This window comes from Pelomonas cellulosilytica (assembly GCF_021353265.1).
Classification (GTDB): domain Bacteria; phylum Pseudomonadota; class Gammaproteobacteria; order Burkholderiales; family Burkholderiaceae_C; genus Pelomonas; species Pelomonas cellulosilytica.
Genome location: NZ_JAJTWU010000009.1, coordinates 253,019 through 275,123 on the forward strand (window position 1 = coordinate 253,019; position 22,105 = coordinate 275,123).

At 69.2% G+C, this 22,105-nt stretch carries 23 protein-coding genes and 1 pseudogene; 11 read left to right on the forward strand and 13 right to left on the reverse strand.

Going from position 1 to position 22,105, the window contains the following annotated elements; genetic code table 11:
• Positions 1 to 62 precede the first annotated feature (62 nt).
• Positions 63 to 305 (reverse strand): hypothetical protein, encoded by a 243-nt coding sequence (locus tag LXT13_RS22135; RefSeq protein WP_233374481.1) that lies wholly within the window; start codon positions 303 to 305, stop codon positions 63 to 65.
• Between the two features lie 160 nt (positions 306 to 465).
• On the opposite strand from LXT13_RS22135, the gene LXT13_RS22140 reads away from it, so the two are divergent.
• The 3 genes from LXT13_RS22140 to LXT13_RS22150 are packed head-to-tail and all read left to right on the forward strand — an operon-like array spanning position 466 to position 1,505.
• Positions 466 to 624, forward strand: a complete 159-nt coding sequence (locus LXT13_RS22140; RefSeq protein ID WP_233374482.1) for a hypothetical protein — start codon at positions 466 to 468, stop codon at positions 622 to 624.
• 4 nt (positions 625 to 628) lie between these two features.
• Positions 629 to 961 (forward strand): hypothetical protein, encoded by a 333-nt coding sequence (locus LXT13_RS22145; RefSeq protein WP_233374483.1) that lies wholly within the window; start codon positions 629 to 631, stop codon positions 959 to 961.
• A gap of 31 nt (positions 962 to 992) precedes the next feature.
• Positions 993 to 1,505 (forward strand): DUF4334 domain-containing protein, encoded by a 513-nt coding sequence (locus LXT13_RS22150; protein WP_233374484.1) that lies wholly within the window; start codon positions 993 to 995, stop codon positions 1,503 to 1,505.
• Here LXT13_RS22150 and ylqF read toward each other — a convergent pair.
• On the reverse strand, positions 1,502 to 2,440 hold the full coding sequence (gene ylqF, locus LXT13_RS22155) for a ribosome biogenesis GTPase YlqF (RefSeq protein ID WP_233374485.1): 939 nt from the start codon (positions 2,438 to 2,440) through the stop codon (positions 1,502 to 1,504). The two genes, LXT13_RS22150 and ylqF, sit on opposite strands and share 4 nt — an antisense overlap.
• A 95-nt stretch (positions 2,441 to 2,535) precedes the next feature.
• On the opposite strand from ylqF, the gene LXT13_RS22160 reads away from it, so the two are divergent.
• On the forward strand, positions 2,536 to 2,940 hold the full coding sequence (locus tag LXT13_RS22160; protein ID WP_233374486.1) for a cold-shock protein: 405 nt from the start codon (positions 2,536 to 2,538) through the stop codon (positions 2,938 to 2,940).
• Positions 2,941 to 2,955: 15 nt separating this feature from the next.
• On the opposite strand, the gene LXT13_RS22165 is transcribed toward LXT13_RS22160, so the two are convergent.
• The 4 genes from LXT13_RS22165 to LXT13_RS22180 form a co-directional block, all read right to left on the reverse strand.
• Entirely contained in the window at positions 2,956 to 3,285 is a 330-nt protein-coding gene (locus LXT13_RS22165) for an energy transducer TonB (RefSeq protein WP_233374487.1), read from the reverse strand.
• Between the two features lie 35 nt (positions 3,286 to 3,320).
• Positions 3,321 to 4,868: a methyl-accepting chemotaxis protein gene (locus LXT13_RS22170; RefSeq protein ID WP_233374488.1), complete on the reverse strand. Its 1,548-nt coding sequence runs from the start codon at positions 4,866 to 4,868 to the stop codon at positions 3,321 to 3,323.
• Between the two features lie 211 nt (positions 4,869 to 5,079).
• On the reverse strand, positions 5,080 to 6,360 hold the full coding sequence (locus LXT13_RS22175; protein WP_233374489.1) for a c-type cytochrome: 1,281 nt from the start codon (positions 6,358 to 6,360) through the stop codon (positions 5,080 to 5,082).
• The gene (locus LXT13_RS22180) at positions 6,357 to 7,055 is read right to left on the reverse strand and encodes a c-type cytochrome (RefSeq protein WP_233374490.1); all 699 of its coding nucleotides are present in this window, start codon (positions 7,053 to 7,055) and stop codon (positions 6,357 to 6,359) included. Before LXT13_RS22180 ends, LXT13_RS22175 begins: the two co-directional genes overlap by 4 nt.
• Before the next feature lie 102 nt (positions 7,056 to 7,157).
• Here LXT13_RS22180 and galB point away from each other — a divergent pair, with 102 nt between their 5' ends.
• Entirely contained in the window at positions 7,158 to 9,764 is a 2,607-nt protein-coding gene (gene galB / locus LXT13_RS22185; RefSeq protein ID WP_233374491.1) for a beta-galactosidase GalB, read from the forward strand.
• Here galB and LXT13_RS22190 read toward each other — a convergent pair.
• Entirely contained in the window at positions 9,751 to 10,443 is a 693-nt protein-coding gene (locus LXT13_RS22190) for a YggS family pyridoxal phosphate-dependent enzyme (RefSeq protein ID WP_255719647.1), read from the reverse strand. The two genes, galB and LXT13_RS22190, sit on opposite strands and share 14 nt — an antisense overlap.
• A gap of 29 nt (positions 10,444 to 10,472) precedes the next feature.
• Here LXT13_RS22190 and LXT13_RS22195 point away from each other — a divergent pair, with 29 nt between their 5' ends.
• From LXT13_RS22195 to LXT13_RS22205, 3 genes are all read left to right on the forward strand, one after another.
• On the forward strand, positions 10,473 to 11,516 hold the full coding sequence (locus tag LXT13_RS22195; protein WP_233374492.1) for a type IV pilus twitching motility protein PilT: 1,044 nt from the start codon (positions 10,473 to 10,475) through the stop codon (positions 11,514 to 11,516).
• A gap of 168 nt (positions 11,517 to 11,684) precedes the next feature.
• Positions 11,685 to 12,821, forward strand: coding sequence for a PilT/PilU family type 4a pilus ATPase (locus LXT13_RS22200; protein WP_233374493.1), 1,137 nt, complete (start codon positions 11,685 to 11,687; stop codon positions 12,819 to 12,821).
• A 2-nt stretch (positions 12,822 to 12,823) separates the two neighbouring features.
• Positions 12,824 to 13,750 carry an NAD(P)-dependent oxidoreductase gene (locus LXT13_RS22205; RefSeq protein ID WP_233374494.1) on the forward strand — a complete coding sequence of 309 codons (927 nt, stop codon included), beginning with the start codon at positions 12,824 to 12,826 and terminating at the stop codon, positions 13,748 to 13,750.
• Between the two features lie 53 nt (positions 13,751 to 13,803).
• Here the strand turns inward: LXT13_RS22205 and LXT13_RS22210 are convergent, their stop codons facing one another.
• From LXT13_RS22210 to LXT13_RS29010, 3 genes and pseudogenes are all read right to left on the reverse strand, one after another.
• Entirely contained in the window at positions 13,804 to 14,415 is a 612-nt protein-coding gene (locus LXT13_RS22210; RefSeq protein WP_233374495.1) for a BON domain-containing protein, read from the reverse strand.
• A 20-nt stretch (positions 14,416 to 14,435) separates the two neighbouring features.
• The gene (locus LXT13_RS22215; RefSeq protein ID WP_233374496.1) at positions 14,436 to 15,014 is read right to left on the reverse strand and encodes an SIS domain-containing protein; all 579 of its coding nucleotides are present in this window, start codon (positions 15,012 to 15,014) and stop codon (positions 14,436 to 14,438) included.
• Positions 15,015 to 15,119: 105 nt separating this feature from the next.
• A pseudogene (locus tag LXT13_RS29010) lies at positions 15,120 to 15,362 on the reverse strand (PDDEXK family nuclease).
• On the opposite strand from LXT13_RS29010, the gene rsmI reads away from it, so the two are divergent.
• On the forward strand, positions 15,355 to 16,275 hold the full coding sequence (gene rsmI, locus LXT13_RS22225) for a 16S rRNA (cytidine(1402)-2'-O)-methyltransferase (RefSeq protein WP_233374497.1): 921 nt from the start codon (positions 15,355 to 15,357) through the stop codon (positions 16,273 to 16,275). The pseudogene LXT13_RS29010 and the gene rsmI sit on opposite strands and share 8 nt — an antisense overlap.
• Here the strand turns inward: rsmI and LXT13_RS22230 are convergent.
• Both LXT13_RS22230 and LXT13_RS22235 read right to left on the reverse strand, forming a co-directional pair.
• Positions 16,253 to 17,431, reverse strand: a complete 1,179-nt coding sequence (locus tag LXT13_RS22230; protein WP_233374498.1) for a PQQ-dependent sugar dehydrogenase — start codon at positions 17,429 to 17,431, stop codon at positions 16,253 to 16,255. The genes rsmI and LXT13_RS22230 overlap by 23 nt on opposite strands.
• Before the next feature lie 103 nt (positions 17,432 to 17,534).
• Positions 17,535 to 17,873, reverse strand: coding sequence for a hypothetical protein (locus LXT13_RS22235; protein ID WP_233374499.1), 339 nt, complete (start codon positions 17,871 to 17,873; stop codon positions 17,535 to 17,537).
• Positions 17,874 to 18,007: 134 nt separating this feature from the next.
• Between LXT13_RS22235 and tldD the strand changes: the two genes are divergently transcribed.
• Positions 18,008 to 19,471 (forward strand): metalloprotease TldD, encoded by a 1,464-nt coding sequence (gene tldD, locus LXT13_RS22240; RefSeq protein WP_233374500.1) that lies wholly within the window; start codon positions 18,008 to 18,010, stop codon positions 19,469 to 19,471.
• Positions 19,472 to 19,591: 120 nt separating this feature from the next.
• On the opposite strand, the gene LXT13_RS22245 is transcribed toward tldD, so the two are convergent.
• Positions 19,592 to 20,239 (reverse strand): TetR/AcrR family transcriptional regulator, encoded by a 648-nt coding sequence (locus LXT13_RS22245; protein WP_233374501.1) that lies wholly within the window; start codon positions 20,237 to 20,239, stop codon positions 19,592 to 19,594.
• A gap of 143 nt (positions 20,240 to 20,382) precedes the next feature.
• On the opposite strand from LXT13_RS22245, the gene LXT13_RS22250 reads away from it, so the two are divergent.
• Positions 20,383 to 22,104: a PHA/PHB synthase family protein gene (locus tag LXT13_RS22250; RefSeq protein WP_233374502.1), complete on the forward strand. Its 1,722-nt coding sequence runs from the start codon at positions 20,383 to 20,385 to the stop codon at positions 22,102 to 22,104.
• The last annotated feature ends 1 nt before the right edge of the window (position 22,105 follow it).

A 22,105-nucleotide genomic window follows, 5' to 3' on the forward strand; every position in this document is an offset into this window, starting at 1 on the left:
TAGCGCGCGCCTGACGCCTCAATCACAGGTCATGGGGCCCGTGAACGGCGTGGCGTACAGGGTCAGAACTCGCCGGGCGCCTTCGTGGGGCGGGTGGCTTCATGCAGGGCGTCCACGCCGTCCCGGTTCTGTTGCTGCTGCTCGGCCGACTGGCAACGCACGCTGACCATGAGCGTGCCGGTGGTGCGCTGCCGTTCGCAACGCGTGCCGGGCTCGGCGTTGGCGGCCTGCTGGTTGTCGGCCGCGGGAGGGGCGGCGCAGCCGATGAGCACGGCAGACAGAAAGGCGAGAAGAAGATGCTTCATAGGGGGCGAGACGTGCAAATTTGATGCCCGGCATGCGCTGGGTGCTGACCGCACCGTCACCTGACATCCGGTCCGCGTAACTTTATGTGAGCCGGTCATCCATGCAGCGCTTTCCACGGTTATGGACGGGCGGCTGCCTCCGGTGGCCGGGAGATGTCTGATGAAACGAATGACGCTGGCTGTGTGCCTTGTTTCCGCGGCGCTGCTGTCAGGCTGCATCATCGTGCCGGGCCATCGCCATTGCGCCGGCCTGGGTGACGACGGCGGCCCGCGATGCGGCCGGACCGTCTACGACATGCCGGGCCGTGGCCCGCGCTGATGCCATGAAGCGCTTCACCTGGGCCCTGGCCCTGGCATCTGCCGGGCTGTTGTCGGCGTGCATTGTGGTGCCTGCGCACCATGGGGGTTACTACGCCCCGTCGTCCGTCGTCGTTGTCGACACGCCGCCACCGGCGCCGTATGTCGAAGCGGTACCGGTCATGCCCTATCCGGGCGCGGTGTGGATCGGCGGCTATTGGGGCTGGAGCGGAGGGCGGCATGACTGGGTGCCCGGCCACTACGAACGTCCGCGGCCGGGCTACCGGTATGAGCCCCATCGCTGGGAGAACCAGGGCGGGCGTTGGCATCTGCGCGCCGGAGGCTGGGTGCGCTTCTAGTTCGTCGAGCAGGACGGGCGATGATGTCGCCATGCCGCCTCTCGACACTGGCTCGGCCCTTGCGCGCTTCGACACGCTGCCTGCTGTCGCCAACGACTTCATGCTGGGCAGTTGGCGGGGTGAGGGCTGTCCTACCGGTCATCCGCTCGACGGCGCGCTGGAGGCCTATGGCTGGTGGGGCAAGCGGTTCGACAGCGAGGAGGCCGTCCACCCGCTGCTGTTCGCGCGCCGTGGAGGCGGCACGCTGGCGCTGAACCCGCGCTGGATGGCGCCGGCGATCGGCTGGCTGGACCGCTGGCCGCTGCCCAAGTCGCCCACGCTGGGGCGTGCGTTGCAGGTGCTGCTGCCGCTGCTGGCCACGCGGCAGTCCGCGGCGAGGTTGCGGCAGATCGAGCACCGCGGCGTCGTCAGCGCCGCCATGGTGTACGACCGGTTGCCCATTCACGACGTGTTCCGCCGCATCGATGACGACACGGTGATGGGGCTGATGGACCTGAAGGGCGCGAGCCGGGCGTTCTTCTTCTTGCTCAAGCGCCAGCGCTAGCCATTGCGGCGTCCGCTGCGCCGCAGCTTGTCGGCAGCCTTTTGCGCTTCGAGTTCGGCGGTCTTGCGCGCCTCTTCGTCCGCTGCGGCCTGGCGCCACGCGGCCATTTCGTCGGGGGTTTCGAGCGTGATGCGTCCCAGCAGGCCGGCCCGGAAGTCGCCCAGCAGCGCCTCGGCCGCCTTGTGCATCTGCACCGCACCGCCGCGGATCTTGGCGCCGCGCTTCACGCCGATGGCTTCCAGCACCGCGTCATCCGACCCCAGCTCCGCCAGGCCGAAGCGTTCCTGCAGCCGGTCGGCATAGCGGCCCTTGAGCACCGCGATCAGCTCGAGCGCCACTTCTTCTTCGTCGAACGCGTTGCGGCCGATGGCCCCGCTGGCGGCGAGGTGGTAGCCGCTTTGCGCGATGGAGATGCGAGGCCACAGCATGCCTGGCGTGTCGAAGAGATAGAAGCCGTCCTCCAGCACGATCTTCTGCTCGATCTTGGTGATGCCGGGCTCGTCCCCGGTCTTGGCCGCGCGGCGGCCCACCAGCGTGTTGATCAGCGTGCTCTTGCCGACGTTGGGGATGCCGCAGATCAGCACGCGCATCGGCTTGGCGAGCCCGCCGCGTTGCGGCGCGAGCTCGCGGCAGGCCTTGATCAGTGCGCGTGCGGGCGCCTTGTCGCCGGCGTCCAGCGCGATGGCACGGGTGTGGGGTTGGGCGTTGTAGTGGGCCAGCCAGGCCTCTGTCTGTGCCGCGTCGGCCAGATCCTGCTTGTTGAGCACCTTCAGCGACGGCCGGCCTGTCGTCAGTGCTGCCAGCAACGGGTTGCTGCTGGAGCCCGGCAGTCGGGCGTCGAGCAGTTCGATGACGACGTCCAGCCCGGCCTTCACGCGATCCTTGATCGCCTGCCGGGTGGCGTTCATGTGGCCGGGAAACCAATGGATGGGCATGCGCTGAAGAGAGGCAAAAGGCGGAAGGGGCGGATTGTGCGGCTTACATCCCGTTGCGGGCTTGGCGGCGTCGTCTCCCAATATTCCCACTTGCAGTGAAGGACATCATGCGATTCGAAGGAGTACTGACCGCCTGGAACCACGAGGCGGGTTACGGCAGCATCCGCGCGGCAGGCGGCGGCGACGAAGTGTTTGTCAGCCTCGCGGCGTTCCCCACGGATGGCGATGGACCGCGGCTGGACGAGCCGCTGACCTTCGGAATTGTGACGGGACGTGACGGCCGCAAGCACGCGGTGGAGGTCAGACGCGTGCCCGCCGCCACGCCCGCTGCACTGCGCCAGGCACGCGGCGGCGGGCGCGCCCATGTGCGTGCCGCTAAAAGGAAACGGCGCCTGGGCCTCTTGGCCGGCGCCGTGTTGGCGGTGATGCTGGCAGTGGGTGGGCTGCGTTGGTGGCACCCCATGGGCCGGGGCGCCGAGTTGCCCGTGGTGAGCCGATAGACCCACCCGGGGAAGTCAGTCCTCGTTCTTGAAGACGAGCTTGACTTCGTGCGTCGTCTTCTCGCCCGGCTCGAAGCGCCATTCCATCAGCGCGTCCTTCACCGCGCGGTCGAACAGCCGCTTGGGTTCGGCTTCCAGGATTTCCACATCGGTGACCTTGCCGTCGGCATCGATGCTGATCTTGGCCTTGACGACGCCGGTGCTGACGCCCTTTTTGGCGGCTTCGGCGGGGAACTCGGGCGGCACCTTCTTGACCACCTTCGGTACGGCCTGGGCCGAGAAGGCGAGCATCAGGCCGAGAGTGGCGGCGGCGACGGTGCGAAGCAGGCGTGACGTGGCGGGCATGGAAACCTCGGCTCGGATGATGGAGTGATCGGCGCTCAGGCGGCGCGGAAGAAGCCGACGGCCTCGATCAGGCGGGTGGAGCTGTCGCGCAGCGCATCGGCCGAGCGGCTGAGTTCACCCACCAGGCTGGTGTTCTGCTGCGTCGCGCGGTCGAGTTCGTTCATCGCGCCGTTGACGACGCCGACGCCCGTGGCCTGCTCCTGTGCGGAGTGCGAGATCTCCTCGATCAGCTGGCCCATGTTGTTGACTTCGTCGACGACGCTGCGGATGGTCACGCCGGCGTTGTTGACCAGCGTCGTGCCGTTCTCGACCTTGACCGTCGATTCCTGGATCAGCACCTTGATTTCCTTCGCGGCGCCAGCCGAGCGCTGGGCCAGCGCGCGCACTTCGGCGGCGACGACCGCGAAGCCACGGCCGTGTTCGCCGGCACGTGCGGCTTCCACCGCGGCGTTCAGCGCCAGGATGTTCGTCTGGAAGGCGATGCCGTCGATGACGCCGATGATGTCGCCGATCTTCTTGGAACTGGCGCTGATCTCTTCCATCGTCTCGACGACCTTGGAGACGACCGAGCCACCGTTGCTGGCGGCCTGGCGGGCCGTCACGGCGATGCCGGCGGCGCGGCGGGTCAGGTCGCTTGCGCCCTTGAGCGTGGATGCGATCTCCTCGACCGAGGCGGCAGTGTTCTGCAGGCTGGCGGCGGAGCGGCTGGTGCGCTCGGCCAGGTTGTTGTTGCTGTCGGCAATGGTGCCGGAGTTCTGCGCAACCTCGCTGGCGGCAGACGACACGTCGCGGACGACGCCGGACAGCGCAGCCTGCATGTCCTGCATGGCCTGCAGCATCTGGCTCAGTTCGTCACGGCCTTCCACGACGATGCTTTGCGTCAGGTCGCCAGCGCGGATCGCTTCCGCGGCGGCCTGGGCACGGCGGGCCGGCGCCACGATGGAGCGCGAAATGACGATGCCGCCGCCGATGCCGATGGCCACGGCGACCGCCACAAGAACGAAGGTCAGCATCACGGCTGAGCGCGCACGCTCGTTGCCGGACGTGGCCAGCGCCTTGCCGCTTTCGAACTGCATGTCGACCAGCTTCTTGATGCCCTCCTGCAGTGCGGCCTGGGCGGGGCGAAGGTCCGTAATCAGGCTTTCGCGCGCCTCGTCGGGGCTGCCGTCGGTCTGGACCTTCTGGAACTTCTCAAGCGCCGTCAGGAACTTGGTCTTGCGCTCGCGCACCTCGGCGACGGTGGATTTCTCTGTGTCGTCAGAGACGACTTCTTCCAGGCTCTTGAGCTGCTTCTCAGCCTCTTCCAGCGCGTCGCTGATGGCCTTCTTCTGCTTCTTGATGGCGCCGGCGGTGTCCAGCAGCAGCAGGTCGCGCACGGCACGCGAGATGATGTTGACCTGGCTCTCCAGCGCGTTGGCGGAGCCGATCTTCACAAGGCTGGAGTTCGCGGTGCGGTCGAGGTCCTTGGCCAGGCTGTTCGCGCTGGATGCCCCGAAGATGCCGATGGCCACCAAAAGCACAATCAACAAGCCGAAGCTGACGGCGAGGCGCTGGCCAATGCGCAGTTGGGTCAGGAAGTTCATGCGGTTCAGGTCCTTGTCCGGTGTCGTCGGTGATCGGCGGCGGAGGGCCGCTCTTGAATCGACGGTCACTTTAGGCTGGTGCCCCGTCTTTTGAGCGGGCCCACCGTTGGGCCGACGAGCAGTGTGTCGCGACCTCAGGGGATTAATTACCGACCGTTGCAACCTTGCGTGAAGTCGTTCACGGCGTGCTGTCGGGGCGGTTTGACGCTTGTCAGTGTGTTGCGTTGGCCGAGCGCAAACGCAACACCTGCACGGTGTCGACTTCGGTCGCACCGTGCCCGAAGTCATGGCGCAGATGGCTGGCGAGGGCTGCGAGCTCCTCGACGTTCAGCACGCCCGCGAAGGGCGGCATGCCATAAGGCCTGGGATGCCGCGGCGTGGCGGGTGCGAAACCCCCGCGATCGATGATGCGCAGCAGGTTGGCCGGGCTGGTCATCGCGACGGTCCTGCTGCCGGCCAGCGCGGGGTAGGCGAGGCCGCCCGCGGTATCGCGCCGCCCCTCGCCCTGCGCGCCGTGACAGGCCGCGCAATGGTCGGCATACAGCCGTGCCCCGCGTTCGCGGCGTTGGGCGTCCGGCCGCGCGCCTTCCGCGCGGGGGACGGGCTGCTCGGGTAGTGCGAGCAGATAGGTCGTCATGGCGGCGATATCCGTGTCATCCAGGGCAGACGTGCTGCCCAGCACGACCTCGGCCATCGGCCCTTGTGCCGTGTGCCCTTCGGCATTTCCGTCGCGCAACCAGCGTTGCAGCGTGGCGGCGGGCCAGCGCTGCACGCCGGCCTCCTGCGGGTCCAGAAGTGACGGGGCCTGCCAGCCCAGGCCGCTCAGCAGCCCGCCGCGGAAATCGGCCGGGCCGTCGTCGCCACCCAGTGCATTGCGCCCGGCGTGACAGGCGCTGCAGTGGGCCAGCCCCTGGCTCAGGTAGGCGCCACGGTTCCAGGCGGCGTCATGCGCCGGATCGGCGCGGTAGACGCCCGGGCGGAAGTACAGCGCGCGCCAGGCTGCCAGCGCCAGTTGGGTGCCGTAGGGCCAGCGCAGCTCATGCTCTCGTCGCGGCGAGGCCACCGGCGGCTGCGCTTGCAGCCAGGCGTGCAGCGCGTCCGCGTCCTCGCGCGTGACCCGAGTCGTGTTGACGACCGGATGGGCGGGCACCAGCAGCCGGCCGTCGCGGCTGCGGCCGAAGTGCAGCGCGCCCCAGAAATCGTCTGCGCTCCAGCCGGCGATCCCGCTCGCATCGGGTGTCAGGTTGGAAGAGAAGACAGTGCCGAACGGCGTCGGGATGGGTCTTCCGCCGGCGAGTGGCACGCCGCCGCGCGCCGTGTGGCAGCCGGCGCAGTTGCCGATGGCGGCGAGGTAGGCACCCCGCTCGACGCTCGCCGGCCGGTCGGCGCGGGGCGTGTCGTCCGACAGCTGACGCTGCCAGGTCAGCAGGCCGGCGGCGGCCGCGGCTGCAAGCGCTGCCACCAGCCCCAGGCCGATCAACAGGCGCTTCATGGCGTCAGGCTGCCGCACTGCATCGGCGCAGGTGCGGGCAGGCGGTCGGCCGGGTGCGGGTCGGCCGGCATCGTGCGGCTCGCGAGAAACTGCGTGACGGCGTTGATCTCGGACTCGGTCAGGGCCTGGGCGATTGTCTTCATGCAGTCCGGCGCCTGGGCGCGCCGCTGGCCGCTGCGCCAGGCGCCAAGCTGGCCGTTCAGGTAGTCCCGCGACAGGCCCAGAAGTCCCGGCACGGCGGGCTGCGTGCCGGTCAGCCGTTCACCATGGCAGGCGGTGCAGGCGGGCAGCCTGCGCGCCGCGTCGCCCTGGCGGATCAACGCTTGCGCGCGTGCGAGTTCGGGTGCGGGAAGCGTGGTCGGCTGGGGCGGTGAATAGGGCAGGTCGAGCGACGCGAAATGGCCGGCCAGTTCCTGCAGATAGGCGTCGGACAACGGCGCGATCAGCTCGCTCATCAGCCCGTAGTCGCGCCGGCCATCGCGGAAGTTCAGCAGTTGCCGGTACAGATAACCGGCCGGCTTGCCGGCCAGTCGCGGGTAGTAGCCGTCCGGCGCGGCGCGGCCTTCCTTGCCATGGCAGCCGGTGCAGGCCAGCGCGCGCTGCGCCAGCGTGTCGGGCACTGGCTCGTTCGCGGCGGCAATGCCGACGAGCAGCAGCAGGGTGGCGGCCAGCGCGGGGAGGGCACGGGTGGACATGGCCGCAGTGTGCCTTGACGGCAAACCGATCAAGGCCGTGATTGTTTGCCGGCCTGTCTGGGCGTCTAGCATGCGCGCTTCTGTTCGCCTCAAGGCCAGACCATGCCGACTCGTGCTGCCCCGCTGATCCTGATGACCCTGGCGTTCGCCAGCGCCCTGCCGGCCCAGGCGCGGGAGCGGACAGACTGGTCGGCCGGCTGGCGCTTCGCCCAGGGCGACCCCGCCGGCGTGCCCGCGCTGAAGCCGGCCGATTTCAAGCCCTGGCTGCTGGCCGCGGCCGCACCACTGCTGGCGACGCCACCGGCCGCACCGCCTGCAGGTCCGGTGCCCGGCGAGGCGCTGGCCTACGCGCAACCCGGGTTCGACGACGCCGGCTGGCGACTGCTGGACCTGCCGCACGACTGGGGCGTCGAAGGGCCGTTTGACCAGGCGCTGCCGGGCGAGACGGGCAAACTGCCCTGGCAGGGTGTGGCCTGGTACCGCAAGCAGCTGGTGCAGCCCGCCGCCGCGGCGGGCCAGCGCACGCTGCTGGAGATCGACGGTGCACTGGCCAACTCGGCCGTGTACTGCAACGGCCGCCTCGTGGGCGGCTGGGCCTACGGCTACACGTCCTACCAGGTCGACCTGACCGGCTGCCTGAAGCCAGGCGCCAGCAACAGCTTGGCCATCCGGCTCGACAACCCGCCCGAGTCGTCGCGCTGGTATCCCGGTGGCGGCATTTACCGCCATGTCTGGCTGACGCGCACCGATGCCGTCCACGTGCCGGCGGGCCAGGTGTTCGTGCGCACGCCGCAGGTGACGGCCGAGCGCGCCACCGTGGCCGTGCAGGTCGCCGTGGCGAACGAGAGCCGTGCGCCGGTCAAGGTCGGCGTGACGGTGGACATCTACCGGGCCGACGCCAACGGCCGCCCGGTCGGTGCGCCGCTGGCGCCGTCGCGAGCGCAGCCGCGTACCTTGAAGGCCGGTGAGCGCACGGCGCTGGACTTTGACGTCAGGCTCGACAAGCCTGTGCTGTGGGACCTGAACTCGCCGCAGCGCCACGTCGCCGTCACCGTCGTGAAGCAGGGCGGTCGCGTACTGGACCGCGTGGAGTCGCCATTCGGCATCCGCCAGGCGGCCTTCACGGCGGACGACGGCTTCCACCTGAACGGCCGGCGCGTGCAGCTCAACGGCGTCTGCATGCACCACGACCTCGGCGCGCTGGGGGCAGCCTTCAACGTGCGCGCTGCCGAGCGCCAGTTGGAGCTGCTGCGCGAGATGGGCGTCAACGCGCTGCGCACCAGCCACAACCCGCCGGCGCCGGAGCTGCTGGAGCTGACCGACCGCATGGGCTTCCTCGTCATCGACGAGCTGCTCGACACCTGGACCCACGCGAAGAAGCCCAACGACTACCACCTGCACTTTGCGGACTGGTCCGAGCCCGACCTGCGCGCCTGGGTGCGCCGCGACCGCAACCACCCGTCGGTCATCCTGTGGAGCATCGGCAACGAGATCGAGGAGCTGGGCCGCGCCGACGGGCCGCCCGTGGCCGCCCGGCTGGCCGCGCTGGTGAAGCAGGAAGACGCGACGCGCCCGGTCTCCGCGGCGGCCAATGTGCTGCAGGCCGGCTACAACGGCTTCCAGAAGACGGTGGACGTGTTCGGCTACAACTACAAGCCCAGGGAATACGCGAAGTTCCGTGCCGCCAACCCGAGCCAGCCGCTGTTCGGCAGCGAGACGGCCTCGACGGTCAGCACGCGGGGCGAGTACGTGTTCCCGGTCAGCGACGACCCGCGGCAGGGCCGCGGCGGCTTCCAGGTCAGCAGCTACGACCTCGTCTACCCGTCGTGGGCGACGACGCCCGATGCCGAGTTCAAGGCGCAGGACCAGCAGCGTTTCGTGGCCGGGGAGTTCGTCTGGACCGGCTTCGACTACCTCGGCGAGCCCACGCCCTACAACGACGACCTGACCAATGTGCTGAACTTTCCCGAGGGCCCGGAGCGCGAGCGCGCCCGGGACGAGCTGGCGCGGCTCGGCAAGATCCAGATGCCGTCGCGCAGCTCCTACTTCGGCATCCTCGACCTGGCCGGCTTCAAGAAGGACCGCTTCTACCTGTACCAGGCGCATTGGCGTCCTGAGCTGCCGATGGCCCACATCCTGCCGCACTGGAACTGGCCGGAGCGCGTCGGTCAGGTCACGCCGGTGCACGTCTACACGTCGGGTGACGAGGCTGAGCTGTTCCTCAACGGCCGCTCGCTGGGCCGCAAGAAGAAGGGCGACGGCGAATACCGTCTGCGCTGGAACGACGTGGTCTACGAGCCGGGTGAACTGCTCGTCGTGGCGTACAAGGCGGGCAAGGCGTGGGCGCGCGACCGCGTCGTGACGACGGGGGCGCCGGCCGCGTTGCAGCTATCGGCGGACCGCCCGGCCATTGCCGCCGATGGCCGCGACCTGGCCTTCGTGACGGCCACCGTGGCCGATGCCGACGGCCGGGCCGTGCCGCGCAGCAAGCCACTGCTGGCGTTCACCGTTGAAGGGCCGGCCGAGATCGTCGCCACGGACAACGGCGACCCGACCGATCACACCGTCTTCAAGTCCGCCGAGCGCAAGGCTTTCAACGCGCTCGCGCTGGCCATCGTGAAGCTCAAGCCGGGCGCGACCGGCCCGGTGACGCTGCGCGTCTCGTCCGACGGACTGCAGCCCGCCGAGGTGGTGATCAGGCCCCGTTGACGGGCGGGCGGGCGCCGAAGATGGCCGAGCCGACGCGCACCATCGTCGAGCCGGCCCGGATCGCATCTTCCAGATCGGCGCTCATCCCCAGCGACAGCGTGTCCAGCGCAAGCCCTTCGGCCTTCAGCGCGTTGAACAGCGCCGCCATCGCCTGGTGCTGGGCCAGCGCGCCCGGGCCCGGTTCGGGCACGGCCATCAGGCCGCGCAGCTTCAGTCTCGGCAGCGCGGCAACCTGGCGGGCCAGCGCAGCGACGTCGCCAGGCAGCAGGCCGCTCTTGCTGGCCTCGGCGCTGATGTTGATTTGCAAGCAGATGTTCAGCGGCGGCAGGTCCGCCGGGCGCTGTTCGGACAGCCTTTCGGCGATCTTGAGGCGGTCCACGCTGTGCACCCAGTCGAACTGCTCGGCGACGGGGCGCGTCTTGTTGGACTGCAGCGGGCCGATCAGGTGCCACTCGATCTGGCCGCGCAATGCGATGAGTTCGCCGATCTTGGCGAGACCTTCCTGCACATAGTTCTCGCCGAAGGCCCGTGCGCCGGCCCGGAATGCTTCGCGGACGGCGGCGGCGGGGAAGGTCTTGCTGACGACCAGCAGCGCCACCGCGTCCGGTGACCGCCCGGCCGCGACACATGCCGCAGCAATCCGTGTTTTGGTGACTTGGAGGGAATCTGAGATCGCCATAATCAGCCGAGCTCTCTCATACGCACACCATGGACATCACCCAGCTGCTGGCATTCTCGGTCAAGAACAAGGCGTCCGACCTGCACCTTTCGGCCGGCCTGCCGCCCATGATCCGGGTGCACGGCGACGTGCGGCGCATCAACGTCGAGGCGCTGGACCACCGCGCGGTCCACGACATGGTGTACGACATCATGAACGACTCGCAGCGCAAGGTGTACGAGGAGACGCTGGAAGTCGACTTCTCGTTCGAGATCCAGGGCCTGGCGCGTTTCCGCGTCAACGCCTTCAACCAGAACCGCGGCGCGGGCGCCGTGTTCCGGACGATTCCGAGCAAGATCCTGTCGCTGGAACAGCTCAACGCGCCCAAGGTCTTCGCCGAGCTGGCGCTGCGCCCGCGCGGCCTGGTGCTGGTGACGGGCCCGACGGGCTCCGGCAAGAGCACGACGCTGGCCGGCATGGTCAACCACCTCAACGAGAACGAATACGGCCACATCCTCACCATCGAGGACCCGATCGAATTCGTGCACGAGTCCAAGAAGAGCCTGATCAACCAGCGCGAGGTCGGCCCGCACACGCACTCGTTCGCGAATGCACTGCGCTCGGCGCTGCGCGAGGACCCGGACTGCGTGCTCGTCGGCGAAATGCGCGACCTGGAGACCATCCGCCTCGCGCTGACCGCCGCCGAGACGGGTCACCTGGTGTTCGGCACACTGCACACGTCATCAGCCGCCAAGACGGTGGACCGCATCGTCGACGTGTTCCCCGCCGCCGAAAAGGAAATGGTGCGGGCGATGGTGTCGGAGTCGCTGCAGGCCGTCATCTCGCAGAGCCTGTGCAAGTTGAAGGACGGCTCGGGCCGCGTGGCGGCGCACGAAATCATGCTGGGCACGTCGGCCATCCGCAACCTGATCCGCGAGAACAAGGTCGCGCAGATGTACTCGGCCATCCAGACCGGCAATTCGCAGGGCATGCAGACACTGGACCAGAACCTCACCGATCTGGTTCGCCGCAACATCATTTCGCCCGCCGAGGCGCGCGCGAAGGCGAAGTTCCCCGAGAACTTCCCCGGCTAGAACGATTCACTCCCCGGTTCGGCGCGAGCGCCGAACCACCCCCAGGGGGTGCAAATCACTGCGGGCCGGGGCCCTCAGTGATTTGCAAAGCGGGCCGGCTTGGGAGCGGCCCGGCGCTCGGCCCGAACAGCCATGCTCCGGCAAATGCCGGGTTGGGAAGGATCATTCATGGAACGCGACCAGGCCTCAAAATTCATCAACGACCTGCTGCGGCTGATGCTGTCGCGCAAAGGTTCCGACCTGTTCCTGACGGCGGAGTTCCCGCCGGCGATCAAGGTGGACGGCAAGATGACCAAGGTCTCGCCGCAGCCGCTGACCGGCCAGCACACGCTGCAGCTGGCGCGGGCGATCATGAACGACAAGCAGGCCGCGGAGTTCGAGCGCACGAAGGAGTGCAACTTCGCGATCTCGCCGCATGGCGTCGGGCGCTTCCGCGTCAACGCCTTCATCCAGCAGGGCCAGGTGGGCCTGGTGCTGCGGACCATCCCGTCCACGCTGCCGACGATCGAGTCGCTGGACCTGCCGCCCGTGCTGCGTGAAGTGGTGCAGCAAAAGCGCGGCCTCGTCATCGTCGTTGGCGCGACGGGCTCGGGCAAGAGCACCTCGCTGGCGGCCATGATCGACGAGCGCAACGAGACGACCTATGGCCACATCGTGACCATCGAGGATCCGATCGAGTTCGTGCATCCGCACAAGAACTGCATCGTCACGCAGCGTGAGCTGGGCATCGACACCGACAGCTGGGAGGCCGCGCTGAAGAACTCGCTACGTCAGGCGCCCGACGTCATCCTGATGGGGGAGCTGCGCGACCGCGAGACGATGGACCATGCCATCGCCTTCGCCGAGACCGGCCACCTGTGCATGGCTACGCTGCACGCCAACAGCGCCAACCAGGCGCTGGACCGCATCATCAACTTCTTCCCGGAAGACCGTCGCGCCCAGCTGCTGATGGATTTGTCGCTGAACCTGCGCGCCCTCATCAGCCAGCGGCTGCTGCCGCGTCGCGAGGGCAAAGGCCGGGTCGCCGCCGTCGAGATCCTGCTGAATTCGCCGCTGATTTCCGACCTGATTTTCAAGGGCGAGATCAGCGAGATCAAGGAGCTGATGAAGCGCTCGCGCGAGCAGGGCATGCAGACCTTTGACCAGGCGCTTTTCGACCTCTACGAAGCTGGCAAGGTGACGTATGAAGACGCGCTGCGCAATGCCGACTCCGTGAACGACCTGCGCCTGCAAATCAAGCTCAACAGCGAGCGCGCCCGCAGCGGCGACCTGTCCACCGGCACCGAACACTTGACCATTCTTTGAGCATGACCCGCACCTACGAACCCGTTCCCGCCCGCCGAGTCGCCTTCCTGGGCCTGGGCGTGATGGGCCACCCCATGGCCGGCCACCTCGCGCGCGCCGGCCACCAGGTCACCGTCTACAACCGCACCACCGCCAAGGCCGAAGCCTGGGTGAAGGAGTACGGCGGCGCCTTCGCCGCGACGCCCGCTGAGGCGGCGAAAGGGGCGCAGTTCGTGTTCTGCTGCGTCGGCAATGACGACGACCTGCGGTCCGTCGTGCTGGGCGAGCAGGGTGCCTTCGCCAGCATGGCCGCGGGCGCCGTGTTCGTCGACCACACGACGGCCTCGGCCGAGGTCGCGCGCGAGCTGCATGCCGAAGCCGCCGGTCGCGGCATCGCGTTCATCGACGCGCCGGTGTCCGGGGGCCAGGCCGGTGCGGTCAATGGCGCGCTGACGGTCATGTGCGGCGGTGAGGCCGCGCCGTTCGACGCGATGAAGCCGCTGGTGCTGGCCTTCGCCAAGGCCGTCACGCTGCTGGGCGGGCCGGGCTCGGGGCAACTGGCCAAGATGGTCAACCAGATCTGCATCGCCGGCGTCGTGCAAGGGTTGGCCGAGGCGGTGCGCTTCGGCCAGAACGCCGGCCTGGACATGGCTCAGGTGCTTGACGTCATCGGCAAAGGCGCCGCCCAGAGCTGGCAGATGGACAACCGCGGCAAGACCATGGTCGAAGGCAAGTTCGACTTCGGTTTCGCCGTGGACTGGATGCGCAAGGACCTCGGCCTCGTGCTCGACGAAGCGCGCCGCAACGGCTCGCGCCTGCCGCTGACGGCGCTGGTGGACCAGTTCTACGCGGACGTGCAGGCCATGGGCGGCAATCGCTGGGACACGTCCAGCCTGATCGTGAGGCTGCTGGCGCCCGCCGACCGCCGGGCGGTTCCCCGCCTGACCTGACGCGATGACCGGCCAGCGCGGGGGCGACGAGCGGCCCGCGACGGGCCGCGTGGTCAGGACTTCTTCGGCAGCGTCTGCGCGAGTTCTTCCTCGCTGATGATCTCGAACGCGCGCACGACCTTCTTGACGCCGCCGATCTGCCGCGCGATTTCGGTCGCGCGGGCTGCTTCGCGTTCCGTCACGCGGCCCATCAGGTAGACGTCGCCGCGCTCGACGACAACCTGGAAGGCATTGCTGAACAGGTCGCGTGCGTCGATGAGCTGGGCCTTGACCTTGCCGGAGATGACCACGTCGTTGGAGCGGCTGCCCAGCGAGCTGGCCGGCATGACGGTGACTTCGTTCAGCACCTTGCTGACGTTCTCCACGCCGCCGACGATGGTCTCCAGCTGAGCCTTCGCTTCCTCGGAGTTGGCCTCGCCGGTGATGAGGGCTACGCGGTTGTAGCTGTTGACGTTGGCATGCACCTTCTCGCCAAGCTGCTCGCGCACGCGGGCGCCGGCCTTGACCTCGATGGTCTCGTCCTCCAGCTGGGTGCCGGAGGTGCGCCGGTCGGTCGCGACGGTGACGCCGCCCACCATCGCGCCGCCGATCAGCAGCGGGGCGCAGCCGGTGGCGAGGGTGCTGGCGAGGACGGCCGCGGTCAGGGTCAGGGAAAGCTTCTTCATCGGGATTCCAGGCAAGGGTTTCATTCGTCGCTGCCGAGCAGTTGAAGGTCGACAGCGTCGGCCAGCGCATGCAGCAGCACGCGCTGGGCCTCCACAACGCGCGGCTCGCGGGCGTGGCTGACGCGGATCTGGATGTCGGTGTCCTGCAGCAGGCCGCGCCATTCGTCGGCCGCGCCCGGGGGCTGTGCGGTCAGCGCGATGATGCTCATCTCCTGCGCATGGGCCACGGCCAGCGCCGGCTGCCAGGCGTCGCGCTGCTCGCGCAGCGGCTCGATCATGACGAGCACGTCGCCGGGGTGGCCGTGGGCTTGCAGCAGCCGCGCCAGGTCCAGCCCGGCGGCCTCGCGGGCCTGGGCGGCCAGGCTCCACGCGGCCAGGCCCGGGCGCTCCTGCTCGAAGCGGCCGGCCAGCCGGGCGGCGAGGTAGTCGGCGTCCATGCCGGCCAGGCCGTGGGCCGCGCACAGGATGCGGTTGCCTCCGGTGATGGCGTCCACCACCATCTGTGCGGCCATCGCCAAAGGCCGGGCCAGTTGCTCGGCAGCTTGGTACAGCAGGTCGGCGCTTTCGAAAAACTGCTGCTGGATTCTTTGTTCAATCATTCGGGCGGATCATAAAAGCCCCCTCGTCCGGTCTCCCGAGGGGCGGCGATGCTTGGGGCAGCCCGGCGCCGGTCCGCGTTGAACGCGGGTGTGTTCAGCGCAGTGTTACCCCGCGTCGAAAGCCCCTTGTAACCAGGTGAGTTCAGCGCCGTCGATGGTTCCACGTCGAAGCGGCAAGGTGGCGGCGTCGCCCACCCGGCCGGCGCGGCGGCTGGCGCCGGCGGCGACTCGATAATTGCGCTCCAGCAGGCGCAGGCCCGCGCGCTGAAAATGCGCCAGCGCCGCGTCCTTGGCGGCATCGCCCGAGGCCTTGGCGGCCGTTTTTGATCGAGAGCCCCAGTTGAACATCGACGCTTCCCTGCTCCGCCAGGCCGCCCAGGCCGCAGCCGGTGGCCAGCAGTATCCGACCGCCACGCTCTATGTCGTCGCCACGCCCATCGGCAACCTGGCCGACCTGTCGCTGCGGGCCATCCATACGCTGGGCCTCGTTGACGCGCTGGCCTGCGAGGACACCCGCCAGGGCGGCGCGCTGCTGCGCCACCTGGGCCTGCACAAGCCGCTGATCGCGCTGCACCAGCACAACGAGCGCGAGGCCAGCGCCGCGGTGCTGGCGCGGCTGGCCGCCGGCGAGCGCGTCGCCTACGCGTCGGATGCCGGCACGCCGGCGATTTCCGACCCCGGCGCGGTGCTGGTACGCGAGGTCGTGTCCGCCGGCTACCGCGTGCTGCCGCTGCCAGGGCCCAGCAGCGCCGTGACGGCGCTCAGCGTGGCCGGCGACACGGTCGCAACGAGCTTCGCCTTCGCCGGCTTCCTGCCGACGAAGGCCGGCGAGCGCCGCTCGGCGCTGCAGACGGTGCTGGCCGTCGAGGGCCAGAGCCAGGTTGTCTTCGAGGCGCCGCACCGCATCACGGAGCTGGTCGCGCTGCTGGCCGAGCTGGCGCCGGCCCGCCGTGTGACCGTCTGCCGCGAGCTGACCAAGCAGTTCGAAAGCGTGACCACCGCCGACGCAGCCTCACTGCCGGCGTGGCTGGCGGCCGACGCCCAGCGTCAGCGCGGCGAGTTCGTGCTCGTGCTGCACGCCCAGGCGCCACAGGCGGTGGCGGATGACGACCTGCCGGCCGAGACGCTGCGCGTGCTGGCGCTGCTGGCGACCGAACTGCCGCTGAAGCAGGCCGTGGCGCTGGCCGCGCAGATCACCGGCGCGCCGCGCAACCGGCTCTACGACGCGGGGCTGCAGCTCAAGCGCGGCGGCGACGAATGAGGCTGTAGGCCATCAGACCCACCGCCAACAACGCGGCCGGTGCCGGCTCGGGCACCGCAGCGGCGAGCAGGTAGATGTTGCCGTGGATGTCGATGGCGTACAGCGCGCCGGTGCCGCCTTCGCCGAAGCTGCTCAGCCCGCTGGTGTTGTTTAGCGGTGAATCCAGCGCGGTGACGCTGCCGCCACTGAGCGCCCAGATGCTGCCGCTCACGTAGTCCCCGAAGACGTACTTGCCCTCCAGGTTGGCGTCCGCGCCACCGCGGTAGACATAGCCGCCGATCACGGACTGCCCGACGGTGTGGCCGTAGTCGTAGATCGGGTCCACGGCGCCGGGAGGTCTGGCGCCGCCGACGCCCGGCGTGGCGATCGTGCCCTCTCGCAGGCGCCAGCCGTAGTTGGCGCCGCGGCCGAGGCCCGATGCCGCGGACGCGAAGTCGATCTCCTCGCGTTGGCCCTGGCCCACGTCGCCGATCCACAGGTCGCCTGTCGTGCGGTCGAAGCTGTTGCGGTAGGGGTTGCGAAGGCCGTAGGCCCAGATCTCGTCATTGCCAGCCGCGCCGACGAAGGGGTTGTCCGCCGGCACCGTGTAGCCGCCGTCGGTGCCCGGGGTGATGCGCAGCAGCTTGCCGAGGTTGCTGGACAGGTTCTGCGCGTTGTTGTTCGGGTCGTTGACGCTGCCGCCGTCGCCCGTGGCGATGTAGAGCTGGCCCGGGTCCTTGGGGCTGAAGCCGATCCAGCCGGCCTTGTGGTTGCTGAACCCACCCGTCTGGGGCACGGTCAGGATCGTCCGTGCGCTGGCCTTGTCGACACCTTGGCTCGTGGCCGTATAGCTGGCAACGACGGTGGCGAGCGTCGTCTTGTCGATGTAGTCAACGTAGAAGCGACCGTTGGTGGCGTAGTTCGGGTCGAAGGCCAGGCCCAGCAGGCCGCGTTCGCTGTCGGTGTTGACCTGGGCGGAAATGTCCAGCCAGGGCGTGACCTTGCCGCCGGACTGCATCTTGATGACGCCGCCCTTCTCGACGATGAACAGCCGCGAGGCATCGCCGGACGGAGCGGTCAGGAAGACCGGTTCGGTGTAGCCCTGGCCGACCAGGGTGTAGGCCAGGGCGGGACCCGTGCCGGCCAGGGCCAGCGTGGCGAGCAGCAGCTTTTTCATGGCGCGCTCCAGGTTGGTGCGGAGCGCTGCATGCTGTGCCTCGGTCGGCGCCAGCGACATCCCTAGACCCTCGCGTCCAGGGATCGAGTTGTTAGCAGCGGTATCAGCCGGGCGTGCCAGCAGCGCGGTTATTGTTGCGCTTGCGGTGGATGTCGCGGCTGGCACCGTCCTGCATGACGTGCAGGCGGCGACGTTCCTGCGCCGTCACCGTGCCGTCCGCCTTCGCCTTGGCCTCGGCGTTGTCGATGCGGGCCTGCTCCTTTTCGAGGCGCTGCGTCTCATGTGGCGTCAGGCTGCCATTGGCGGCGCCACTGGCGATGCGCGCCTGCTGGTTCGCCTCACGCTGGTCGACGCGTGGCGTGTTGGTGCCAGGCGTTTGCGCGAAGGCGCCGGCGCTGGCCAAAGACAGCAGGGCAATCAGGGTCTTGTGCGAGTGCTTCATCGAGGGCTCCTTGGTGGGTTGGGTGACGAGGCCCACCCACAACGACGATGCTGCAGCCGCCGCCGACCGCTCAGGCGTAAGCAAGCATTCCCATGTCTTGCAAGTTCTGACGCGGTACTTCCTAGAATCCACGAATGATCGCCGTCGAACCCACCCTGGCCCGCCTGGCCACCGCCCGCTCGCAACTGCTGGAGCCCTTCGGCCTGACCGAGGCCTCGCTCACGCAGGCGTTGCGGCTCATCACCGACCACCGGGTCGACGATGCCGACCTGTACTTCCAGACCACCCGCGCCGAGGGCTGGAGCCTGGAGGAGGGCATCGTCAAGAGCGGCTCGTTCAGCATCGACCAGGGCGTGGGCGTTCGCGCCGTGGCCGGCGAGAAGACGGCATTCGCCTACTCGGACGACATCTCGCTGGACTCGCTGCTGGATGCCGCCCGCACCGTGCGCACCATCGCCGCGGCAGGGCAGAGCAAGAAGGTGAAGGTACCCGGCCAGGGCCGCGTGGCCGGCAGCCGCGAGCTCTACGGCGTCACCGACCCCATCGCCAGCCTCGACAGCGCGGCCAAGGTGGCGCTGCTGGAGCGCGCCGAAAAAATGGCCCGCGCCAAGGACCCGCGCATCGTGCAGGTCATGGCCGGGCTGGCCGCCGAGCACGAGGTGGTGCTGATCGCCCGCGCCGACGGCACGCTGGCGGCCGACGTGCGACCGCTCGTGCGGCTGTCCATCACCGTCATTGCCGAAAGCAACGGCCGCCGCGAGGTGGGCTCGGGCGGCGGCGGCGGTCGCTTCGGGTTGGCGTATTTCACCGACGACATGATCGCCAGCTATGTCGAGCACGCCGTGCACGCTGCGCTGACCAACCTGGACAGCCGCCCGGCACCCGCCGGCGAGATGACCGTCGTCGTCGGCCCGGGCTGGCCCGGCGTGCTGCTGCACGAGGCCGTCGGCCACGGGCTCGAGGGTGACTTCAACCGCAAGGGGTCGAGCACCTTCTCCGGCCGTATCGGCCAGCGCGTGGCCGCCAAGGGCGTCACGGTGCTGGATGACGGCACCATCCCCGACCGCCGAGGCTCGCTGAACATCGACGACGAGGGCTGTGCCAGCCAGCGCAACGTGCTCATCGAGGACGGCATCCTGAAGGGCTACATCCAGGACGCGATGAACGCGCGCCTGATGAAGACGGCCCCCACCGGCAACGGCCGCCGCGAGAGCTATGCCCACCTGCCGATGCCGCGCATGACCAACACCTACATGCTGGGCGGCCAGGACGACCCGCAGGAGATCGTCGCGTCGATCAAGAAGGGCCTGTACGCCACCAACTTCGGCGGCGGCCAGGTCGACATCACGAGCGGCAAGTTCGTGTTCTCGGCCAGTGAGGCCTACTGGGTCGAGAACGGCAAGATCCAGTACCCCGTCAAGGGCGCCACCATCATCGGCAACGGTCCGGACGCGCTGACCCGCGTCAGCATGATCGGCAACGACATGAAGCTGGATACCGGTGTCGGCGTCTGCGGCAAGGAAGGCCAGAGCGTGCCGGTGGGCGTGGGCCAGCCGACGTTGCGCATCGATGGCCTGACCGTGGGCGGCACGGCCTGACTGACACGGCCCCCCCGAGGGGGGGGCGATGCTGGCGGCATCGAGCCGCCGGCACATCGCCCTGGCGGGCCGTCTTGGGGCGGCCCCGGCGCTAGGCCCGTATCCGTGGGTCACGTGCTTTCAGTCGTGGGCCATCAGCATCAGCATCAGCAGCAGCTCGCGGTGAGCCTGACGGACGCGTTCCGGCGGGTAGAGCAGCTGCTCGGGCAGCACCAGTTGCATCAGCAGCGCATGCACGGCCGGTGACAGCGCCAGCCAGGGTTCGCGGGCCAGCAGCGGTGTCGCAGCGTCTGGCCGCTGATCGCCGAGATGGCGGGCCAGCAGCGCGCTCACGGCGGCGAGGAAAGGCTCGATGACCACGCCGCGCCAGCGCGTCACCATGGCTGGCACGCGCTCGGCCTCAGCCACCAGCAATCGCAGCACGGCGCGCAGCTCCGGCCGGCCGAAGCCGGCATCGAGTGCGTCCAGCAGCCAGTCCACCAGCACGCCGGCGCCCAGTTCGGCCGCCGGCGGCTCGCCCAGCTCGGGGGGCACTAGCACGCGCGACAGCAGTGCCTCGAAGACCTCGTCCTTGCTCGCGAAGTGCGCGTACAGCCCGCCCTTGGACAGGCCGCTGCGCAGGGCGATGTCGTCCATGCGCGCGGCGGCGTAGCCGTGCTCGGTGAACACGGTCAGGGCGGCGTCCAGGATCTGCTGGCTGCGCACGGCCGGCGGCAGGCGCAGACGCGGGCCTTCGCGCCGGACCGGCGCGGCCATCTGTGCGTCCATGTCGATGTCTCCTTGATGACGTCCAGTAGATACCGACCGGCCAGTCGTTAGCTTGACGTCAGTCAAGTTGCCGTTGCGCGTGGCTGCCTACATTGCTCGGAGAGCGGGCCGTAGGGCTCCGCACAGCGCCCCTGGGAGGACCGATGAGCAGCCCCGAGATCGACAGCCCAAGCCAGCGGCTGGACCAGCATTTCCACGCCATGCTGGCGCGCTGGACGCGTTCGCTTTCCGTGGTGTCGCCGGCCCTGGCGCTGGCCGACTGGGCGGCGCACCTGAGCCTGTCACCGGGGCGGCGGCTCGAGCTGGCTGCGCTGGCCCAGCAGCAGGCCGCCGAGCTGGTGGCCTATGCGCGCGACAGCTGGCAGAGCGCCGACCCGCCCCGGCCGCCGCTGCCCGACCGCCGCTTCGCGGGCCCCGACTGGCAGCACTGGCCCTTCAACGTGATGCAGCAGGCCTTCGTGATGCAGGAGGCCTGGTGGGCCGAGGCCACGCGCGGCGTCTGGGGTGTGGACCGGCACCACGGCGAGCTGATGGGCTTCTGGACCCGCCAGTGGCTGGACATGGCCTCGCCCGCCAACCTGCCCTGGACCAATCCCGAGGTGCTGCGCCGCACGGCCACCGAGGGCGGCATGAATTTTCTGCGCGGCGCGCGGGACTGGGTGGATGACGTGCAGCGCCTGGCGACCAGCGCGCCGCCGGCCGGCACCGAGGAGTTCGCCGTCGGCCGCAACCTCGCCACGACGGCCGGCAAGGTGGTCTGGCGCAACGCGTTGATGGAGCTGATCCAGTACGCGCCGCAGACACCGACCGTCCACGCCGAGCCCCTGCTTGTCGTGCCGGCCTGGATCATGAAGTACTACATCCTCGACCTGGCGCCCGGCAGCTCGCTGATCGAGCACCTCGTGCAGCAGGGCCACACGGTGTTCGCGATCTCGTGGAAGAACCCCGGTGCCGAACAGCGCGAGCTGGGCATGGACGACTACCTGCAGCTGGGCATCGCCGACGCGCTGCGCGCCGTCAACGCCGTCGTGCCGGGGCGGCCTGTGCACGGCGTGGGCTATTGCCTGGGTGGCACGTTGCTGAGCATCGCCGCTGCCGCGATGGCGCGCGATGGGGACGAGCGCTTCGCATCGCTGACGCTGTTCGCCGCGCAGACCGATTTCAGCGAGCCCGGCGAGCTGGGCCTGTTCATCGACGAGAGCCAGCTCAGCCTGCTGGAGGCGCAGATGCAGCAGCGCGGCTATCTTCGCGCCGACCAGATGGCTGGCGCTTTCCAGATGCTGCGCTCCTATGACCTGCTGTGGTCGCGTCTGGTGCAGGAGTACCTGCTGGGCGAGCGCCCGGCGCTGAATGCGCTGATGGCCTGGAATGCCGACGCCACCCGAATGCCGGCGCGCATGCATGGCGACTACTTGCGCCAGCTCTTCCTCCACAACGACCTGGCCGAGGGCCGCTACCTCGCCGGCGGCCGTGCTGTCGCGCTGAGCGACCTGCAAATGCCGATGTTTATCGTCGGCACCGAGACCGACCACGTCGCGCCCTGGCGCTCGGTCTACAAGCTGCACCACCTCTGCCCGGCCGAGATCCGCTTCGTGCTGACCAGCGGCGGCCACAACGCCGGCATCGTCAGCCCGCCGGGGCAAGGCCACCGCCACTACCGCGCGGCGACGGCCGCGCCGGGCCAGCCCTATGTCGCGCCGCAGGACTGGTTCGAGCGCACGCCCGTCACCGAGGGCTCCTGGTGGCCAGCCTGGATCGACTGGCTTGCCGGCCGCGGTGGGCCGCGCGTGAAGCCGCCGCGCCTGGGCGCCAAGGCCGCTCCGGTGCTCGGCGACGCGCCGGGCACCTACGTGCTGGAGCGATGAC

Coding starts and splice junctions, on each gene's coding strand:
- LXT13_RS22195 (WP_233374492.1), top strand. CDS start 10,473: ATGGACATCACCCAGCTGCTGGCATTCTCGGTCAAGAACAAGGCGTCC.
- ylqF (WP_233374485.1), bottom strand. CDS start 2,440: ATGCCCATCCATTGGTTTCCCGGCCACATGAACGCCACCCGGCAGGCG.
- LXT13_RS22170 (WP_233374488.1), bottom strand. CDS start 4,868: ATGAACTTCCTGACCCAACTGCGCATTGGCCAGCGCCTCGCCGTCAGC.
- LXT13_RS22175 (WP_233374489.1), bottom strand. CDS start 6,360: ATGAAGCGCCTGTTGATCGGCCTGGGGCTGGTGGCAGCGCTTGCAGCC.
- LXT13_RS22165 (WP_233374487.1), bottom strand. CDS start 3,285: ATGCCCGCCACGTCACGCCTGCTTCGCACCGTCGCCGCCGCCACTCTC.
- LXT13_RS22145 (WP_233374483.1), top strand. CDS start 629: ATGAAGCGCTTCACCTGGGCCCTGGCCCTGGCATCTGCCGGGCTGTTG.
- LXT13_RS22135 (WP_233374481.1), bottom strand. CDS start 305: ATGAAGCATCTTCTTCTCGCCTTTCTGTCTGCCGTGCTCATCGGCTGC.
- LXT13_RS22210 (WP_233374495.1), bottom strand. CDS start 14,415: ATGAAGAAGCTTTCCCTGACCCTGACCGCGGCCGTCCTCGCCAGCACC.
- galB (WP_233374491.1), top strand. CDS start 7,158: ATGCCGACTCGTGCTGCCCCGCTGATCCTGATGACCCTGGCGTTCGCC.
- LXT13_RS22205 (WP_233374494.1), top strand. CDS start 12,824: ATGACCCGCACCTACGAACCCGTTCCCGCCCGCCGAGTCGCCTTCCTG.
- LXT13_RS22200 (WP_233374493.1), top strand. CDS start 11,685: ATGGAACGCGACCAGGCCTCAAAATTCATCAACGACCTGCTGCGGCTG.
- LXT13_RS22245 (WP_233374501.1), bottom strand. CDS start 20,239: ATGGACGCACAGATGGCCGCGCCGGTCCGGCGCGAAGGCCCGCGTCTG.
- tldD (WP_233374500.1), top strand. CDS start 18,008: ATGATCGCCGTCGAACCCACCCTGGCCCGCCTGGCCACCGCCCGCTCG.
- LXT13_RS22140 (WP_233374482.1), top strand. CDS start 466: ATGAAACGAATGACGCTGGCTGTGTGCCTTGTTTCCGCGGCGCTGCTG.
- LXT13_RS22180 (WP_233374490.1), bottom strand. CDS start 7,055: ATGTCCACCCGTGCCCTCCCCGCGCTGGCCGCCACCCTGCTGCTGCTC.
- LXT13_RS22215 (WP_233374496.1), bottom strand. CDS start 15,014: ATGATTGAACAAAGAATCCAGCAGCAGTTTTTCGAAAGCGCCGACCTG.
- LXT13_RS22190 (WP_255719647.1), bottom strand. CDS start 10,443: ATGGCGATCTCAGATTCCCTCCAAGTCACCAAAACACGGATTGCTGCG.
- LXT13_RS22150 (WP_233374484.1), top strand. CDS start 993: ATGCCGCCTCTCGACACTGGCTCGGCCCTTGCGCGCTTCGACACGCTG.
- LXT13_RS22235 (WP_233374499.1), bottom strand. CDS start 17,873: ATGAAGCACTCGCACAAGACCCTGATTGCCCTGCTGTCTTTGGCCAGC.
- LXT13_RS22250 (WP_233374502.1), top strand. CDS start 20,383: ATGAGCAGCCCCGAGATCGACAGCCCAAGCCAGCGGCTGGACCAGCAT.
- LXT13_RS22230 (WP_233374498.1), bottom strand. CDS start 17,431: ATGAAAAAGCTGCTGCTCGCCACGCTGGCCCTGGCCGGCACGGGTCCC.